12 protein-coding genes and 1 pseudogene are annotated in these 17,842 nt (G+C 70.0%); 4 read left to right on the top strand and 9 right to left on the bottom strand.

Features of this window, described 5'->3' with window-relative positions:
* Window positions 1-4 precede the first annotated feature (4 nt).
* On the top strand, window positions 5-871 hold the full coding sequence (locus AB0M08_RS07415; protein WP_364489971.1) for a DUF6492 family protein: 867 nt from the start codon (window positions 5-7) through the stop codon (window positions 869-871).
* A gap of 18 nt (window positions 872-889) precedes the next feature.
* Here the strand turns inward: AB0M08_RS07415 and AB0M08_RS07410 are convergent, their stop codons facing one another.
* The 8 genes from AB0M08_RS07410 to AB0M08_RS07375 all read right to left on the bottom strand — a co-directional run bounded on the left by AB0M08_RS07410 (window position 890) and on the right by AB0M08_RS07375 (window position 12,705).
* The gene (locus tag AB0M08_RS07410; protein ID WP_364489968.1) at window positions 890-2,008 is read right to left on the bottom strand and encodes a glycosyltransferase; all 1,119 of its coding nucleotides are present in this window, start codon (window positions 2,006-2,008) and stop codon (window positions 890-892) included.
* Window positions 2,005-3,111 (bottom strand): glycosyltransferase family 2 protein, encoded by a 1,107-nt coding sequence (locus tag AB0M08_RS07405; RefSeq protein WP_364489965.1) that lies wholly within the window; start codon window positions 3,109-3,111, stop codon window positions 2,005-2,007. Before AB0M08_RS07405 ends, AB0M08_RS07410 begins: the two co-directional genes overlap by 4 nt.
* A 32-nt stretch (window positions 3,112-3,143) precedes the next feature.
* The gene (locus AB0M08_RS07400) at window positions 3,144-4,622 is read right to left on the bottom strand and encodes an oligosaccharide flippase family protein (RefSeq protein ID WP_364489962.1); all 1,479 of its coding nucleotides are present in this window, start codon (window positions 4,620-4,622) and stop codon (window positions 3,144-3,146) included.
* Entirely contained in the window at window positions 4,619-6,823 is a 2,205-nt protein-coding gene (locus AB0M08_RS07395; protein ID WP_364489959.1) for a glycosyltransferase, read from the bottom strand. Before AB0M08_RS07395 ends, AB0M08_RS07400 begins: the two co-directional genes overlap by 4 nt.
* Window positions 6,824-7,008: 185 nt before the next feature.
* On the bottom strand, window positions 7,009-8,421 hold the full coding sequence (locus tag AB0M08_RS07390; protein ID WP_364490325.1) for an O-antigen ligase family protein: 1,413 nt from the start codon (window positions 8,419-8,421) through the stop codon (window positions 7,009-7,011).
* Window positions 8,422-8,426: 5 nt separating this feature from the next.
* The gene (locus AB0M08_RS07385) at window positions 8,427-9,341 is read right to left on the bottom strand and encodes a hypothetical protein (protein ID WP_364489956.1); all 915 of its coding nucleotides are present in this window, start codon (window positions 9,339-9,341) and stop codon (window positions 8,427-8,429) included.
* Window positions 9,342-9,591: 250 nt separating this feature from the next.
* Window positions 9,592-11,553: a DUF4082 domain-containing protein gene (locus tag AB0M08_RS07380; protein ID WP_364489953.1), complete on the bottom strand. Its 1,962-nt coding sequence runs from the start codon at window positions 11,551-11,553 to the stop codon at window positions 9,592-9,594.
* Between the two features lie 219 nt (window positions 11,554-11,772).
* Entirely contained in the window at window positions 11,773-12,705 is a 933-nt protein-coding gene (locus AB0M08_RS07375) for a glycosyltransferase (RefSeq protein WP_364489950.1), read from the bottom strand.
* 129 nt (window positions 12,706-12,834) lie between these two features.
* Between AB0M08_RS07375 and AB0M08_RS07370 the strand changes: the two genes are divergently transcribed.
* The gene (locus tag AB0M08_RS07370) at window positions 12,835-13,638 is read left to right on the top strand and encodes a WecB/TagA/CpsF family glycosyltransferase (RefSeq protein ID WP_364489947.1); all 804 of its coding nucleotides are present in this window, start codon (window positions 12,835-12,837) and stop codon (window positions 13,636-13,638) included.
* Window positions 13,635-14,627 (top strand): glycosyltransferase family 2 protein, encoded by a 993-nt coding sequence (locus AB0M08_RS07365; protein ID WP_364489944.1) that lies wholly within the window; start codon window positions 13,635-13,637, stop codon window positions 14,625-14,627. Before AB0M08_RS07370 ends, AB0M08_RS07365 begins: the two co-directional genes overlap by 4 nt.
* A 103-nt stretch (window positions 14,628-14,730) precedes the next feature.
* Here AB0M08_RS07365 and AB0M08_RS07360 read toward each other — a convergent pair whose 3' ends face one another.
* Window positions 14,731-16,227 (bottom strand): sugar transferase, encoded by a 1,497-nt coding sequence (locus AB0M08_RS07360; RefSeq protein ID WP_364489941.1) that lies wholly within the window; start codon window positions 16,225-16,227, stop codon window positions 14,731-14,733.
* Between the two features lie 1,291 nt (window positions 16,228-17,518).
* Between AB0M08_RS07360 and AB0M08_RS07355 the strand changes: the two are divergent.
* Window positions 17,519-17,824 (top strand): annotated as a pseudogene (locus tag AB0M08_RS07355) (hypothetical protein); the annotation flags it as partial.
* Window positions 17,825-17,842 lie beyond the last annotated feature (18 nt).

Below are 17,842 nucleotides of genomic sequence, written 5' to 3'. Positions count from 1 at the left end.
CTCCATGCCCCGACTGGCGATCATCACCCCGAGCTACGCTCCCGACTACGAGCTCTGCGCCGACCTGCAGCGCTCGGTGCTCACGTACTGCCCGCCCTCGGTGGAGCACCACATCATCGTGCCGAAGAAGGACCTCGGCCTGTTCGGCGGTCTCGCCGGGGAGCGTACCCGGGTGCACGACGTGGCGGAATTCCTGCCGCGCACGTTCCTGGCCCTGCCGGGGGTGAACGGATGGGTCAACGCGCGCCGGCCGTTCCCACCGCTGCGCGGCTGGATCACCCAGCAGATCGTCAAGCTCGCCGCGGCCGCCCGCCTCGACACGGAGGTGGCGCTCCTGGTCGACTCGGACATCGAGTTCGTCCGCCCGTTCGGCCCGGAGCGGTTCGTCCGGGACGGGGTGGCCCGGTTCTACCGCAAGCCGGGTGCGATCGACGACCGCCTGCCCCGGCACGTCATCTGGCACCGGGTGGCGCGCGAGCTGCTCGGCCTGCCCGCGGCGCAGGGCCCGTTCACCGACTACATCTGCTGGCCGGCGCCGTGGGACCCGGCCGTGGTCCGGCAGCTGCTGGCCCGGGTCGAGCAGGTCACCGGGCAGCCGTGGGCCACCGCGATCGGCGCCCAGCTGCACTTCAGCGAGGAGATCCTGTACGGGGTCTTCGTCGACGAGGTGCTCGGCGAGCCGGCGACCGGCTACGCGACCGACGACATGCTCTGCCCGGAGTACTCCGACGAGATCCCGCTGGACGCGGCCGGTCTGGCCGGTTTCCTGGGCACCGTCGGCCCGGAGGACATCGCGGTCATGGTCTCCGCGAAGTCCGGCACGCCGCTGGAGGTCCGGCGTGCCGGTATCGCGGCCACCCCGCTGAGCTGAGCGGTCCCGGCCGGTCGATCAGCCGGTGAGGCCCAGGGCGGTGGCCACGGTCGCCGCCCTGGCCCGCCAGCTGTGCTCGTCGGCGAAAGCCCGGCGGGTCGCCACCACCTCGGCGGTGCGGGCCTGCTCGGCGGCGGCCCGGGCGGCCTTGGCGAAGTCCGCCGGCTCGGTGGCGAGGGTGACCAGGCCGGTCGAGAGCCACCGGGTGGCGGGCAGGTCGGTACTGACCACCGGCAGCCCGGCCGCCAGGTACTCCAGGGTCTTCAGTGGGAACGACGCCCGGTTGAAGGCCGTGTCGGTGTACGGCGTCAGCCCCACGTCCAGGTGCCGCATGTAGGAGGGCATCCGCTCGTACGGCCGGGGCCCGGTCCACTGCACCCGGTCGCGCGCGGTCAGCGCCTGGAACCGCTCCGGCTCCCAGCGGCTGTCGTACGGGCCGACCAGCAGCAGCGAGAGCCCCTCGTCGACCACCGCCTCCAGCAGCCCGATGTCGATCCGCTCGGAGAGGTGCCCGCAGACGCCGGCGACCGGCCCGGGCAGGCGTACGTCCGCCGCCGGGGTGACCCCGTCGAGTCCGTCGTACGTCTCGGTACGCACCCCGTTGGGCAGCAGCAGCACCTCGGCGCCCATCGCGCTCCACCGGTCCCGCAGGATCGGCGAGACGGCCAGCACCAGGTCGGACCGGTCGATGGCAACCCGTTCCTCGGCCTCCACCTGCGCCCGGCTGCGGCCCATCAGCTCGGCGCCGGCCACGAAGTCGTCGGTGCCGTAGAGCACGCCGCGCACCCCGTCGCCCCAGCCGCCCAGCATGCCGCCGAGACGGCAGTCGAGGACCGTGTGCGGGCGTACCCCGAAGGAGCGCAGCGCCCATCTGATCTGGGCCCGGACCAGCGCCGGCGTGGTGTGCCGGACGCCGGTGCGGGTGTGCATCGGCAGGACCAGCGGGGTGAGCCGGTGCATCCGCGGCCCGATGGTGCCCAGCTTCGGCCGGGGCAGCCCGCCGGCCCGCACCATCGAGGTGGGCGGGTCGACCCAGAGCACGTCGGTGTACGCCGACAGGCAGGTGGCCAGCATCCGGTCGGAGCCGGCCACCCCGTCCCAGTTGGTGCCGGCACAGACCACCAGAACGCCGCTCATATGCCTGCCCGGACCCAGCGGCGCTCGCGGACCTCACGCTGCGCCCGCCGCCACACCACGCTGGCCGCGAAGGTCGGCATCAGCGGGGCGACCCGGGCGCCGACCATCCGGCGCCGCTGCAGGGCCCGCCACTGCGGCAGGGTCCGCGCCTGCGGGAAGGTCTCCAGGGCGAAGTCGACGAACGCGTCGACGTCGACCTCGCCGGTGTGCCCCCGGTCGTAGGCGTGCGACGCGTCCTGCAGCGCCTCGGCCGCCAGCGTGCGCCGGGACAGGTCGTGCAGTTCGGCCGCGTCCGGCAGATCGCCGCCGGGTCCGTCGAAGAGCACGTCGAAGACGGTGCGCCGCTCGCGGAGGTCCAGCATCAGGCCGGAGCCGGTGGTCACGCTCATGCTCGCCGCGTGGTCGCGGTGCAGCGCCTGGTCGGCACCGTCGATCCGGCCGACGTCCGAGACCGCCGCGACCCGCAGCCAGTACTCCATGTCCTGGGCGAACTCGAGGCGCGGGCTGAGCGGGCCGATCCGCTCGACCACGCTGCCGCGGACGATCGCCTCGGGGGTGGTGATGCAGTTGATGCCGCGGCGGCAGCGCTCGGCGATCCAGTCGCGTCCCGACCAGACGGTCCAGCCGCGCATCTCGGTCTGCGCCGCGGGCGGCCGGTCGGTGGTGAAGTGGTGCGGGTGGCCGTAGACCAGGCCGACCGAGGGGTGGGCGTCGAAGAGCGCGACGGCCCGGACCAGCGAGCCCGGGGTGAGCAGGTCGTCGGCGTCGAGCCGGACGATGAACTCGCCGGTCGCCACGGCGAGCCCGCTGTTGAAGGCGGCGACGTGCCCCTGATTGACCTCGTGCCGGACCAGCCGGACCCGGGGATCGGCGTCGGCGTACCGCTGGGCGACCTCGGCGCTGTCGTCGGTCGACCGGTCGTCGACGATCACCACCTCGACCTCGACCCCGTGCTGGGAGAGCACGCTGGGCACGCTGTCCGGCAGGAAGTGACCGTAGTTGTAGCAGGGAATGATCACGGAGACCGTGGCCAGGCGGCCGTCACGCACCCCGGGAACGGGCGCCGTCACCGTGGAGATCGGTACGAGACGCTTACCGCTCATCTGTACAGCCTTCCTCTTGTCGTCGCCCGCGTTCACGCCGGGCTTACTGCGGTGAGCTCTTCGGAGTGGTCCACGGCGGGCCCGGTGTCCCGGACCTCCCGCAGGCGCCGGAGCACCCAGGGGGCGAGCGGGGCGAGGAAGACCACGGTGGTGGTCAGGCCGCCGGCGAGCAGAGCCAGGAAGTCGTTGCCGACGGAGCGCTCGACCAGCATCCCCAGCAGGGCCGCGGGGACGGCGGCCAGCACCGGCACGGCGAGGCGGCCGAGCAGGGCCGGGACCGGCACCTGCGAGGAGCGTACGACGGCGACGAAGAACGGCAACACCACCACCGCGGCCACCGCCAGGTGCGCCCAGCCGGCGCCCTCCAGCCCCCAGAGACGCGCCCCGGCGATCATGGCGGGGACCAGCGCGACGAGCCAGAGCGCCTGGGTGATCAGGACCAGCCGGGTCCGGCCCGCGGCGGTCAGGAAGGCGCTCATCAGGTCGGTGACGACACGGACGCCGCCGAAGAGGCCGAGGCCGGCCAGCGCCGCGGCGGCCGGGAGCCAGCGCTCGCCGTAGACCACCGCGATCAGCGGCTTCGCCAGTCCGGAGAGGAGGATGCCGGCCAGCAGCGCACCGACCCAGCTGAGCGCGACGGCCGAGACCAGCACCCTGCCGCGGCGGACCGGATCGGTCAGCCGGGAGAAGGCGGGCAGGGCGACCGCACGGACCGCGGCGCCGAGCGCGCCCATCGGCCAGGTCGAGATGTTGAACGCCATGGTGTAGAAGCCGAGCGCGACGGCGCCGAGGCTGCGCCCGACGATCGCGTAGTCGGCCGTCATGACGATCCAGGAGAGCAGGTTGCCGCCGGCCAGCGGTACGCCGAACCGGATCAGACCCTCGGCGACGGCGCGGTCGAAGCCGAACCTCGGCCGGGTCCGGGCCAGGACGAACTGCAGGACGCAGGCGGCGCCCTGGGAGACCACCCGGGCCACGGCCAGTGCCATCGCGCCGAAGCCCAGGCTGATCAGGGCCACCGCCACCACGCCGTTGACCACCACGCTCATGGTGTCCAGCGACATCTGCGCCGACTGCCGGAAGTCGCGCTGGATCATCGCGTACGGAACGACCGAGATGCCGCTGAGCACCAGCGTCGCGGACATCACCTGGACCACCGCGGTGGCGTCGGCGCTGCCCAGCGCGGCCGAGACCGGGCCGGCGACGGCGCACATGCCCAGAGCCATCAGGGCGCTGAAACCGGTGGCGACGGTGGTCGCGGTGCCGGCCCGGCGCTCGATGTCGCCGTGCCGGATCAGGTCGGCGCTGAAGCCGAGTTCGGCGAGCGCGACCAGTACGGTCTGCACGGTCAGCGCGACCGCGAAGACGCCGAACTCGCTCGGCGCGAGCAGCCGGGCGAGCAGAATGCTCACCCCGAAGCTGCCGAGCCGGACGACCAGGTTGTTGAGGGTGCTCCACGCCAGGGCGCGCCGGACCTTACCGGCCATGCCGCCGGTCGTCGGGGTTGTCACGGGTTCTGCGTTCCTGTCGCGGGTCGGGTCCGGCGGCGGCGCCGGAACACGGCGTATCCGGTCCCGAAGTCGGGATCGTTGTCCAGCAGCACGTAGCGGGGGTCGGCCAGCATCCGGCCGCAGAGCTCGTACCCGGCCGGCGTGCTGATGCCCAGGAGCAGCACGAACGCCGCGCCGAGCGCCTCGGTGGCGTGCGGACCGGCCGCGCTCGCCTCGTCCGCGACCACGACCAGGTCGAAGCCCTCGATCGCCCGCCGGGCGCGGAACGCCGCGAGCCCGCCGGGCTCACCGGCCGGGCGGCCGGTCGCGTGCTCGTCGACGACCACCCCGGCACCGGGGCGTACCGACACGACGGCCGGGCGGTTCGGGTTCGCGCCGAGGCCCTCGGTGAGCGCCTTGACCTGCTCCGGTCCGGCGGTGCCGAGCAGCAGGACGTCGGTGAGGTCCTCCTTCTCGGTCAGGTCGCGGACCACCCGGGTGAACGCGTCGACCTGCTCCGGGCGGTGCAGGCGGCGGCGTACCTCGTACTCCAGGCGGCGGTGCACCTTGCGGCGCAGCAGCCGGCCCTTGGCGAGCAGCTCGTTGCCCTCCGAACCGCCGGTGGCGACCGGCTCGTGCGGCTGGAGCCGGTCGACGACCGTGCCGTGCTCGCGCAACCGGGCGGCGGCGCCGTCCTGGCCGCAGGCGGTCAGCATGGCGGCGAACTCGCCCGCCCACTCCACGAACGACTGCTGGTCCAGCACGTGGACCGAGGCGCGGACCGGGGCCTGCCGGATCTCGCCGAGCTCCTCCGCCTCCCGGTTCAGCAGGCCGACCGCCGAGCGGATCCGGTCCAGCTCCGGGTGCCGCAGACCGGGGTACTCCCGGGCCCGGGCGACCGCCTCGCCGGAACGGCCCGCGCAGAGCAGCGCCCGCACCATGTACGCCCATTCCACCGGGTCCGGCTCCGCCGAGTGGTGGGTGAGCAGCGTGCCCTCGATCGTCTGCTGGAGCCGCTGCAGGGCGTGGTCGGGCCGGCCGGTGTGCAGGGCGACCCGGGCCAGGCCGAGCACCGGCTCGGGCATGAAGTGGTAGTTGAGGCAGCGCAGGTACGCGTTCTCCGCCTCGGCGAAGCGGCCGCGCCGGATGTCCTCGCCGGCCGTGCGCATCAGGACGCGGTCGAGGCCGCCACTGATCACGTGCCGGTTGCCGGTGGCGGTGTCCCCGGCCAGTTCGAGCGGGGCGAACGGGCCGGGCTGCACGATCCGCTGGCCGGGCCGGCGCTCCGTCCGCAGCCGGTACCACTGGTAGACCTGGTCCCGCTGGGCGGCGGTGTGCCGGGTGTGCACGAGGCGGTGCCCGGCGTCGGTGATCCGGGCCAGCTCGTCCGGGTTCCGGAAGAGGTGGTCCAGCTTGTCGAGGACGTCCTGCTCGTCGGCGAAGACGCAGTTCTCCATGTCGACGAAGCCGGCGGCCTCGACCGCAGCCGTACGCTCGGTCAGCAGGCAGGCCCGGGACGCCGGGATCTCGAAGTGCTTCCGGACGACCTCCTTGGCGATCGTGCCGCAGGTGGGCACGATCTCGGAGGCGTTCAGCAGCCGGGCGTACCGCTCGCCGTACACCATCCGCGCGGACCGGCCCTGGTTGAACCAGCCGCCGTGCGGTGTGGTCAGCGACGGGTAGTTCGGCGCGATCGCCCGGCTGACCCGGTTGCGCCACGGGTAGTGGATCGCCTGGCTGCCGGTGAAGAAGACCGGGACCAGCTTCGGCTCGGCGTAGTCGCGGTACAGCCCGGGGTCGACGAAGTTCGGCCAGACGAAGAGGTCGTCCGCGATCTCCGGGGTGTACTCGGCCATCGCCACCGAGATCGACACGAAGGCCTCGACACCCCAGCGGGCCATGTCCGCGATGGAGGCCGCGCGGGAGAGGCAGTACGCGTCCGAGTGGATGAAACCGAGCCGGGGCACCTCCGGGTGCGCCGCCGTATTGGTGATCTGCCGCTTGCCCGTGTACGCGCCCGACTCGAAGAGCACCAGGTCGGGCCGGTACTGATCGCAGACCTGCCCGAAGTCGCACTCGTGGTCGATCACCACGACGTCGAACGAGCGCTCCAGGCACTCCACCTGCTCACGGAGGTGGAGCCGGATGAAGTCGGGCAGCCCCTGCTGGAGCATGCGGAAGAAGACCAGCCGGGGCTTTCGCACGCCCGGTTCCGTCACCATCTTTTGTCACCTTCGGCCTTCTGGAACATCGCCCTCAACCTAGGAGTCCATTTAGGGTGAGCGCGTCCCTCGGTTGAGCAGGATGCCGTGACGCAAACGGTTCGATCCCGAACCGGATCGACTTCCAAGATTGTCCATTGGGCTGAGGTAGCGGCCGTGTCGTCGGATGACCGACAGCACCGGAATCAGCGGGACGCCGTGGCCAGGGGCTCGGATTCGGATTCGCCGGAGTCCGCCTCGACATTACCGGGAACCGACGTTCGCACCATTCGCTGGGGATGAGTGAATCGCCAGACGGCGCCGCAGAGCCCGAGCATCAACGCGAGCACCAGGAAGTAGCTGCTGAAGCTCAGTGAATCAAAGGTGAAACCGACGAAAATGGCGATCAACTGGGAGGCGATCAGCGCCGCGCACAGGTGCTTGCCCTCCCGCGTCGTCGAGCGCCGCAGGGCCAGGCCGGCGAGCGAGATGCCGGTGAGGTGCAGCAGCGCGAGCGCCACCACCCCGATGATGCCGCCCATCAGCGCCGTGTCGAGCCACTGGTTGTCGAGGTACTGGTACTGCGGCGAGATCCAGGTGCCGGTGCCCCGGCCGAGCCAGGGCCGCTGGTTGAAGTAGTACGCCACCATGTCGTACCGCTTGGTACGCGCGGTGATGCTCGGGTCCTCGGCGGCACCGGAGAACATCCGGGTGAGCGTGTCGACCACGGCCGGTTTGACGGTGATCATCGCGCAGGCCAGCCCGACCGCGATGACCAGCATGTTGTACCGCGTACGCCAGGTCCAGATCGGGACCATCACCAGCATCACGATGCCGAGGCCGACGAAACCGGTGCGCGACATGGTCGCCGGCACTCCGGCCGCGATCACCACCGCCAGCACCATGGAGATCTGCCGGCGCAGCTTCGACTCGGCGTACAGGGCAAGGTGGATCGCGAACGGCAGCGCGATCGCCAGGATCGTGCTCAGCTCGATGTAGTGGCCGGTGGTGCTGGCCACCCGGATGCCGGAACCACGGATCTCCAGCTCCGGCGCCCAGCCCTTCGCCTCCAGCCCGGGGATGGAGATGTACTGGGTCACGTCCAGGTAGAGGACGAACTGCAGCAGGCCGATGAACGACATGATCGCGCTGCAGGTCACGAAGATCCGGATGACGCCGTCCAGGCGCGCCCAGTTCGGGATGCCGTCGGCCGCCATCAGCAGCACGCCGGCGAAGATCCCGATGGAGAGGATGGCCCGGTCGGCGCCGTTCGCCTCCATCTCGGTGAGCCCGCGCAGCAGGCCCACCGCGTACGAGATCAGCGCCGCCAGCAGGTAGATCAGCACGACCCACCGCATGGGCTGCGGCCCGACCAGGACCAGATGCGGGTTCAGCCGGACCAGCAGCCACCAGAGGCAGAGCACGAAACCGATCAACAGTGCCGGCCGGCCAAGGTCCGTCATGTTCGGCACGATGAGCCGGGCCGGGATCAGCGCCAGCAGGGCGATCATCAGGCTGAGCAGCGCCGCCGCGTCGATCCGGAGGAAGCGCCGCCGGCTCACGTAGAGCCGGTCCCCGAGCAGTGACGGCTCGAGATCGACCTGACGAGCGACCGTCATGCTGCTCAAGGACGGATGATTCCGTTCTTGAGCTCCCCCGCGATCTGGCTCGCGTTGGGCAGGATGATCGTCGCGTCCCCCTGCTGGGCGGGCCGCATCGCGGGCGGCGCCTCCTGCCCGGGACGGCCACCGGTGCCGGGCTTCCGCAGGCCGTTGGCGGTCGGCAGGATCACCTGGGTGGCGCCGGGGTCGGAGTGCATCGGCGGTGTTCGCGGGCTGACGGTGGCGGAACGCTGGACCGACCCGTAGGCCGACCCGACCGCGGGAGTCGCGGGCTCGGCCGGCTCCGCGGGCTCACCGGGCTTGACCCGGCGGCGCACCCAGGCGTCCACGGCCACGGTGACACCGACGCTGAGCAGCACGCCGACGCCGCCGATGGCCACCAGGGCCCGCTTCACCTTGGAGGTCGACTCCTTGACGTTGTCGCCCTTGTCGAGGCGCTGCGCCGTGATGTACTGCTCCTGCTTGGAGCCGTACGTGCTCTGCAGCGTCTTCACCGAGTTGTCGAACCGCTCGATGATCGCGTCCATCGACGTGGTCGCCTGGTCCTTGCTGTCACCGATCACCTCGAAGGTGATCACCGGCATCTGCGTGTCGAAGGTGGCGGTGAAGTTGATGCTGTGGCCCTGGGACTCGAGCTGGTCGAGCACGGTCTGGTCCTGCACCGTGATGATCGCGGCCTTGCTCAGTGAGCCGAGACCGAGGTCGAGCCACGGGTTCCGGGTCTCAGAGACCTTGGTGTCGTCCTTGTCGTCCGAGTTCGTCGTCGGCGGGATCAGCTGGACGTAGCTGGTGACGACGTAGTCAGGCTCGATGGTCTTCGCAGCGAGAATCGTGATGCCGATGGCCACCAGCAGCATCGGCGCGCTGATGTACCAGCGACGCCAGAGAAGCCGGGTGAGGTCCCAAAAGTCCAACACTGTCCTTCCGTATGCGGCGGATCCCACGGCCCGTACGGCCGAGGATTCCGTCGCGAAGGCGACCGCCCGATGGGCGGCAAGCATCCGCTGCCATCCCGCCTGAATCTATCGCCACCAGGATGACGGAGACGGGATGGCAACGTCAGTCAGCTATGGAACACATCATACGGACCCGGCGGATACATAGGATTGACCTAATGGCCGGTTGTCCCGTGCCCAGTACCGCCGAGCACGTGGACAGTCGGTGACCCTACGGTGTGATCTTGTAGATGTGGTACGAGTACTCCTTGCTGAAGGTGTCCTGGATGGCACCGTCAGTGATCGAAACGGAGCGGTTCTCGAAGAGCACCTCGGCCTTCGCGCCGGACAGGCCGTCCGGGAGCTTCAGCTTCTGCGACCCGGTCCCGCCGAACCGCCCCGGCATCGCGAACAGGTAGTACGAGTCTCCGTACGCCTTCAGCATGGTGTCGACCGAGGAGTTCGCCGACCACTGGTACGACTGCGTGTTGAGAACCGGGGCGAGCTGGGCGATCCGGGCGTTCAACTCGGTGACCGTCGGCAGCACCGCGGTGCCGCAGGCGTCCCGGAGCACGTGCTGCGAGATGCACGAGCCGCCGAAGTTGTGGTTGAAGTAGATGATCCCGCGGGCCTCGTGGATCAGCGAGCTCATCGTCGCGCCGGCGATCTGGTCACCGGTGATCGTCGGCGAGTCGTCCTCGGTGAACGGGTGCCCCACCTCGATGAAGGCGTAGACCGGCTGGCGCTTGCCGTCCAGGCCGTCGAGTTCCCGCATCTTGTCCATCGTCAGCCCGTAGTTGGCCGACCGCCGGCAGTAGTTCGTCGGCACGCCGATCGACAGGCCCTCGGAGGTCGAGGTGCAGACGTTGGGGTCGGTGTACCAGTACACGTCGTTGGAGACGATGTCGGTGTTCCGGTTCACGAACTTCGCGGCCTCGCCGTCGGTCTGCCAGAACATCACGCCCTTGCCGTAGTTGGCGTAGCGCATCCGGTCGTCGGTCGGCAGGCTGTCGGAGATGGTGCTGAGCACGTCGTACCCGCAGCCCTCCTTGGTCTTGCAGATGTCGCCGTTCTCGCCCGGGTACTTCCCGGTCCACTCGCCGTCACCGGCGCCGCCCCACATGTCCGCCTCGTCGGTCAGCAGCCAGCCGACCGACTCGTCACCGCGGCTGGCGGACGTCCACGAGGTGAGCGCCCGCATGCCGTCGCGGCGCACGGTGGCGATGTCCGAGTTCTCGGTCAGCTCGACGTACATGTTGAGGCCGGCCGCCTTGTCCTTGGCGACGTCGGCATCGCTCTGCACGCTCTCGAACCAGACGCCGGTCGGGAAGAAGTCCGCGTCCGTGTACCCGGTCGCCGCGGCCTCGGGGAAGCTCGCGTAGTACGACGGACCGCCCTCCCAGGCCACCCGCGGCAGGTCCAGCTTGACCGCCTCGGCCGGCGGCACGGTCGTGGTCGTCGCGCTCGGTGACGGCGTCGCGGAGGCGGACGGCCCCGTGGTGGCGCCGCTGCTCGCCGACGGCGCGACGGAGACGGTGGCGGTCGCCGACTGCGCCGGCGTGGTGCCGGAGGTGGGCTTGACCACCACGTCGACCCAGTAGTTGCTGTAGTTGAAGCTCGCGGTCGGGAACGTGCCCTGGCCGTACGCGAAGACGCCGCCGCCGACCGTGCGCAGCGGACCCGCCTTGACAGTGCGGCTCTTGGCGAAGAAGCTCTCGGTGGCCCGGTAACGCGTCGTGTTGTACGAGACGGTGTACTCCTGGCCGGCCTCGATACCCACCGGCGCGGCGAGCGCGACCTCCTGCCAGTCGGCGGAGGTCTCCTTCACCGAGGTGGCGGTGGCGATCGCCTGGCCGCGGCTGGACCAGACGGTGACCCGGTGCGGGCCCGGGTCGCCCTTCACCTTGAGGAAGCGCACCGCGGTGAGCGTCCCCGGCTTGGACGAGGTGAACGTCAGGCCCAGCTCGACCTGTTGGCCCTCCGGATCGACGCCGACCCGTGAGATGTCGGTCTTGGCGAAGAACGAATAGGTGTCCGGATCACCGGAGACCGCGTACGCGGTCACCACCGTTGCGGTCGCGAGCATGACGAACGCGACGGCGACGGTGAATATGCCCTTTCCACGTCTCCAGCCGCGCGCGTGCCGGCGCGGTGCCAGCGATGCGCGGATCTCGGTGGATTCCTGGTTTTCCACGAAGTATTACCCCTCGGCAGGTGACTTGTGACCACCGGTCCGCATCAGCGGCTGGCCCCGTGACGACACAGCGGATCCCCGCCGTCGCCGTCGGCGACCATACCGATGCGACCAGGGTGGCTCAAGGCGCTTAACTGTCTTTTGTGGAAACGTGCCAAGATCTAATCGTCGCCGGAAATCCCCCGTAAAAAGATCAGCCAATTGCCATTCAACGGCACGTCATTCGCGCGTCGCCCGTTCCCGGTCCTCGACCGGCGAGCGCTGCGCGGGCACCCGGGCCACCGGGCTCGCCGCGGGCGCCGTGGCCGCCGCACGACCCCAGCCGGAGCGGACGTCCCAGGACGGCGAACGGCGCAGGCGCTCGGCCGCCAGCGTCACCGAGACGTACACCACCGCGGCGGGCAGCAGCCAGGGCGAGCGCAGCACCACGTTGCGCAGCCAGGACGTCGCGCTCGGTCCCGGCACCGGATCGATCCGCAGCCCGTAGCCGGGCGGGGCGGCCTCGACGAAGCGCCAGAACTCGGCGTTGCCGTCCTTGGCCCGCGCGATCCGGCGGACCAGGTCCTCCCGGGTACGCGGCGCGACGACCCGGACCGGGATGTCCAGTTCGACCTTCTCACCGGCCGCGACCATCGCGTCGAGGAACATGTCGTCGGCGGTGATCTCCGGGAACCGGAGGAAGCGCGACCGGGCACTCGACGAGACCGCGATCACGCCACGGCCGAAGAGCCGGCCGCGGAAGACCGGCAGGCGTGAGTTGATCGCGTAGTAGGCCCGCACCGGCCACGCGCTCGCCGACGTGTCGACCACCGGGCGCGGCACGGCGGCCTCCACCCCGGGGCGTGCCACCGCCTCCGCCAGCCGGCGCAGGACGCTCAGGTCCGCGGGCACGTCGGCGTCCATGTACACGCGTACGTCGCCGGTGGCCACCTCGTCCGCCGCGTTGAGCGCGGCGGTCTTCGACGGCGTGGCGATCTCGATCACCCGCACGCCGAAGGAGCGCGCCACCTCGGCGGTCCGGTCGGTGCATCCGTTCGCGGCGACGATGATCTCCACATCAGAGTCAAAGTCAGAGGATTCGGTCAATGCACCCAACACGGTGCCGATGCCTTCTTCCTCATTGAAAGCAGGCATGATGACGCTAACTCGCACGCGTCGACTCTTCCTGCGGCCATCGACGCTGCCAACCGGTCGAAAGGACGAGGGCCTATCGCACACCCGACAAGGTCGGCGACCATTCGTCTCCTTGTTGACTATGGATGCGCCGGTAGGTTGCTACACGTGAAGGTGTCTCAGGAGACCTCGGAATCCCCTGGCCACGGCAGGGGCTCCGTGACGCTCGCAGGTGTCCAGTTTGACCCGATCATCGAGGAAGAGGTCGTCAATAGGGTTCTTACGGCGCTTTCAGAAGGCCGCGGCGGACAGATCATCACGCCGAATGTGGACATTCTGCATCGAGCCGCACAAGACGCGGAGGCACGCCACCACATCGAGGCTTCGGAAATCACCGTCGCCGATGGCAAACCGCTCATCTGGGCGAGCAGGCTGGCCGGAAACTCCCTTCCTGCCCGAGTTCCCGGATCCGACCTGATCTGGAGCCTTTCGGAGGCGATGTCCACCGCGGGCCGGTCGGTCTACCTGCTCGGCGGCGAGCCCGGCACGGCCGAGCGCGCCGAGGAGGTCCTCCGGGAGAGATTCCCCTCACTCAAGCTCGCCGGGCACCTCAGCCCGTCGTTCGGCTTCGACACCCGCGAGGACGAGTACGCCGCGGTCTGTGACGAGGTCGTCGCCGCCGCGCCGGACATGGTCTTCGTCGGCTTCGGCTTCCCCAAGCAGGAGCGGGTCATCGAGCGCCTGCGCCCGCGCCTGCCGCAGAGCTGGTTCATGGGCTGCGGCGCCGCGATCGGCTTCGTGGCCGGCGTGCACTCCCGCGCTCCCGAGTGGATGCAGGAGAGCGGCCTGGAGTGGGTGCACCGCCTCGCCTCGGAGCCGCGCCGCCTGGTCCGCCGGTACCTGATCGACGACGCGCCGTTCGCGGTGCGCCTGCTCGCCGCGAGCGCCCGGGATCGGATGGGCCGGAAGTGACCCAGCCCGACGTCTCGGTCGTCATCGTCTCCTACAACACCGCCGAACTCACCCAGGAGTGCCTGCGCAAGCTGCTCGACAGCCGTACGCCGGACGTGAGCTTCGACGTGACGGTCGTCGACAACGCCTCGGCGGACGGCTCGGCCGACGCGATCGCCGCCGCCTTTCCCGAGGTCAACCTGGTCCGCCTGCCGGTCAACGTGGGCTGGGGGCGCGCCGTCAACCGCGGTGCCGTGGCCAGCTCCGGGCGCTACCTCCAGCTGCTCAACCCGGACGCCGCACCCGTCGGCCACCCGGTCGCCGAGCTGTACACGTTCGCCGCGAAGCACCCCGAGCACGGCATCTACACCGCGCGCACGCTGCACGCCGACGGCACCGACGACATGTACTGCTGCTGGGGCCTGCCCACGCTCGGCGGCTACCTCGGCTTCGCCACCGGCCTCGGCACGGTCTTCGCGGGCAGCCCGATCTTCAACCCCGAAGGCCTTCCCGGGTACGACCGTCGCACGGTGCGAGAGGTGCCCGCCGTCTCCGGGTGCGCCATGCTGATCGAACGCGGACTCTTCAACCGGCTCGGCGGCTTCGACCCGCAGTTCTTCCTCTACAGCGACGACATCGACATCTGCACCCGGGCGCTGACCATGGGCGCACGACCGGTCGTCGTGCCGGACGCGGCCGTCGTGCACGTGGGCGGCGCGTCGTCGAGCTCCGAGGGACAGCGCGTCAAGATCCTGCGCGGCAAGGCGACGTACGTACGCCGGCACTGGTCCGCGTCCCGGGCCGGAACCGCGCTGACGCTGCTCAAGGCCGGTGTGGGCCTGCGTGCCCTGGCGAAGGCGGCGCTCACCAGGGCCTCTCCCGGCCGGGCCGCCCAGGGCCGCGCCGGCGTCGACTGGGTCGCCATCTGGCGGGAGCGGCACGTCTGGTCCGCCGGCTGGCCCGCGGTCGACGAGCCGCGCCCGCCGCACAGCGCCCTGCCCGTCGCCTGATCCGCCTGATCCGCCTGATCCTTCTGATCCGTCTGATCCGCCTGATCAAAAAAGCCCGGCCGGTTCTTCCGGTCGGGCTTTTTCACTACCTTCTTCCGGTACGTCAGTAAGCTCCCGAGCTCCGCACGACGGCCATCACCGTACGGGCGAGGATGGCCAGGTCCATGGCGAGCGACCAGTTCTCCACATAGGTCAGGTCGAGGCGGATCGACTCCTCCCAGGAGAGGTCGGAGCGGCCGGAGACCTGCCAGAGACCGGTCAGGCCGGGCTTGACCACCAGGCGGCGGAGCATGTCGGAGGGGTAGCCCGCCACCTCCTTGGCCAGCGGCGGGCGCGGGCCGACCAGCGACATGTCGCCCTTCACCACGTTCAGCAGCTGGGGCAGCTCGTCGATGGAGAAGCGGCGCAGGTGACGCCCGATCGGGGTGATCCGCGGGTCGGCCTTCATCTTGAAGAGCCCGGTCGCGGACTCGTTGTGCTTCTCCAGCTCGGCGAGGCGGGCCTCGGCGTCCACCACCATGGTGCGGAACTTGTAGAGCACGAAGGTCTGGCCGTCCTTGCCGACCCGCTCCTGCCGGAAGATCGCCGGTCCACGGCCGCCGGGCAGCCACTTCACCAGCGCGGTGACGGTCAGCAGCAGCGGCGAGAGCAGCAGCAGGAGCAGCGAGGCGCCGATCCGGTCGAAGCCGGTCTTGAAGACCCGGGCGCTGCCCTTCAGCTTCGGGTGTTCGACGTGAAGCATCGGCAGGCCGTCCACCGGGCGGATGGTGGTGCGGTCGCCGGCCACGTCGACCAGGGTGCTCGCCACGATCAGGTCGATCTCGTCCCGCTCCAGCTGCCAGGCGAGCCGGCGCAGGGCGGGGCCGTCGATCTCCGGGCAGGCGAGAACGACGACGGTGTCCGCATCTGATCGGCTGACGGCGGAGGCGATCGCGTCGAAGGTGCCGTAGACCGGGGGCATGCCGGCGGCGAACGCGTGCCGGCTCGGTCCGGCCGGCAGGCAGGCGCCGATCACACCGAGTCCGTGATACCGCTCGTTACGCAACCGGCGGGTCATGTCGGAGACCGCGCGCTCGTGACCGACGAGCAGCACCCGATGCAGACGGTCACCACGGGCCCACGAACGGTGCAGCCATTGGCGGGACAGATAACGCGCCACGAGGTCCACGGCAATGGCCATCGGAAGCGCGATGCTGACGTATCCCCGCGCCAAACGCAGGTCGAACGCAAAGGAAACAATGGCGAGTCCGGCGGTCAGCGCCAAACCGGCCCGGAATACACGTGCATACTCATCGGTGCCGACGAAGAGGTGACGCGGCTCATAGGCCCGATTGATCGCCAGACAAACGATCCAGGCCACCGGAATAGCCAATGTCCACAGAAGGTAATCCGGCATGTACGGTTCGCCAGGGGAGGCCCCGAAACGGAGCAGCAACGCCCAGGCGGCCGCGGAGAGCCCGACCACGAAGTCGATGAGATAGAGGGTCCTGGCGTACCGGCTCTGCCAGCCCGCCCGCCGCTCGCTGGCGCGCGTACGCGGCCTGAGCTGCGCAGCGACCTCGCTGAGGTCGACTGTCGCCAGTGATTCGATTGTCCTCACGCCTCTGCCCCCATTGGCTGTGGTCAATCCATTTACGATTTAACCGACTAAACCGGACATGATGACCATGTTGCCCATCACGCCCTTGCCGCCGCGAGTCGGAACCCGCAGCGACGCCCGTAGCAACCACCCGCAGCAACACCGTGCCGCAACCGGCGGGGCACACGACGGAGACCCACCGGACACATCAGACAGGTTGCTAAACAACACCCGCACCGCGCTACAGCTTTTCATCCAACGCGAATACCGTTTCGGAGGAGTGCGAACCTGGAATGATGCAAGTTGTCCAGATCGGACCCGTTCGATTCCATCGCCTCATACTACGAATTGCGGGGGTGGGTCAATCGTCTACCGAGGACGATCGACTGTCGCCTACCCGACGCATCCTTTCGCGATCGTTGCGGAAAGTCAACATCACGCTCCGGACGGCAGTCTCGCTGTTCTCCGAAGATCACCGATGAGTGGGCGGATCGGCTACGCGCCGTAGTCGATCACGGGGAGCGACCCGCCGACCCCCCGCCGGAAGCGCCCCCACCCGGCGGTACAACCAGTCCCGGAGAGTGACCGGTCGGATACCCGGCGGAAGCGATTCCTCACCCCCGCCTTCCCGGACCGCCCTCGCGCCCGGCGCCCGCTCTTGCCCCGCCCGCCGCACCTGCCGCACCGCCGTTCCGCCGCGAGCGCCCTCCTCCCGCACCGCCGATCCGACAGGGACACATCTCCCCCGCGTCGGCTCACGGCCGGGCGGACCCACCACGTCCCCGCCGGGCGGACCCGTCACCCCAGGGCCGGGCGGACCCACCACCTCACGGCCGCGCGGACCCGCCACCCCAGGGCCGGGCGGACCCACCACCTCACGGCCGCGCGGACCCGTCGGCGCCCGGCCGGTCACGAGCACCGGGCGGCCGGAGCCCGATCGGCCCGGGGTCACCGGTGGCGCCGGCCGGGGCCGGGGGCCGGTGTCGCCGGCGAGCTGGGTTCCACGCACGACGGGCAGCTTAAAGGGATCTCTATTTGTCTAAATTCGAATCAAGCACACATTCCATGACCGGTGGATCATGGTTCACCGGTTCGGACCATGCGCGGGCCATCCGTCAGGATGAGTACGTGGTCTGATCGATGCCCCGATGACGGATGTGGCCACCTTGTCCCATTCGGGAAATCATCGGACCGTGGCCCGAATTGACCTCGGGAATTCTCCGAAGCCGACATTTCCGATTCGGATCGTCATCCCACGCGGACCCGGGCGCCGTCGCTCCACGATGCGAAGTCCTCTCACGCATACCCGGCAATGCATTGCGCTACCTTGCGACTGCGTACGGTAATGGCGGCCGTTTGGGAATCTGTGACCGCCGAACCGCGCGACCGTCGCCGCGCAATGGCCCTGACCAGGGAGAACACCGCGTCCTGCGCGAAAAGGAGCAGCGTCCGGCCGGGATGTCACACAGGTGAACATGGGCCCATGACGATCAGGGTGGCCATGTCGTCGGGACCCCGGAACATCTCGACCGCCATGATGTGCAGCTCCGGTTCACGGGCCGGCACCGTGGTGGTGGACGAGCCGCTCTACGCGCAGTACCTCGCCGCGACCGGGACAGACCACCCGGGCCGCGCC

It is taken from the genome of Actinoplanes sp. NPDC051851 (assembly GCF_040681165.1).
Taxonomy (GTDB): domain Bacteria; phylum Actinomycetota; class Actinomycetes; order Mycobacteriales; family Micromonosporaceae; genus Actinoplanes.
Note: the sequence above shows the minus strand (reverse complement) of the source record. Positions and strands in the feature narration are given on the sequence as shown.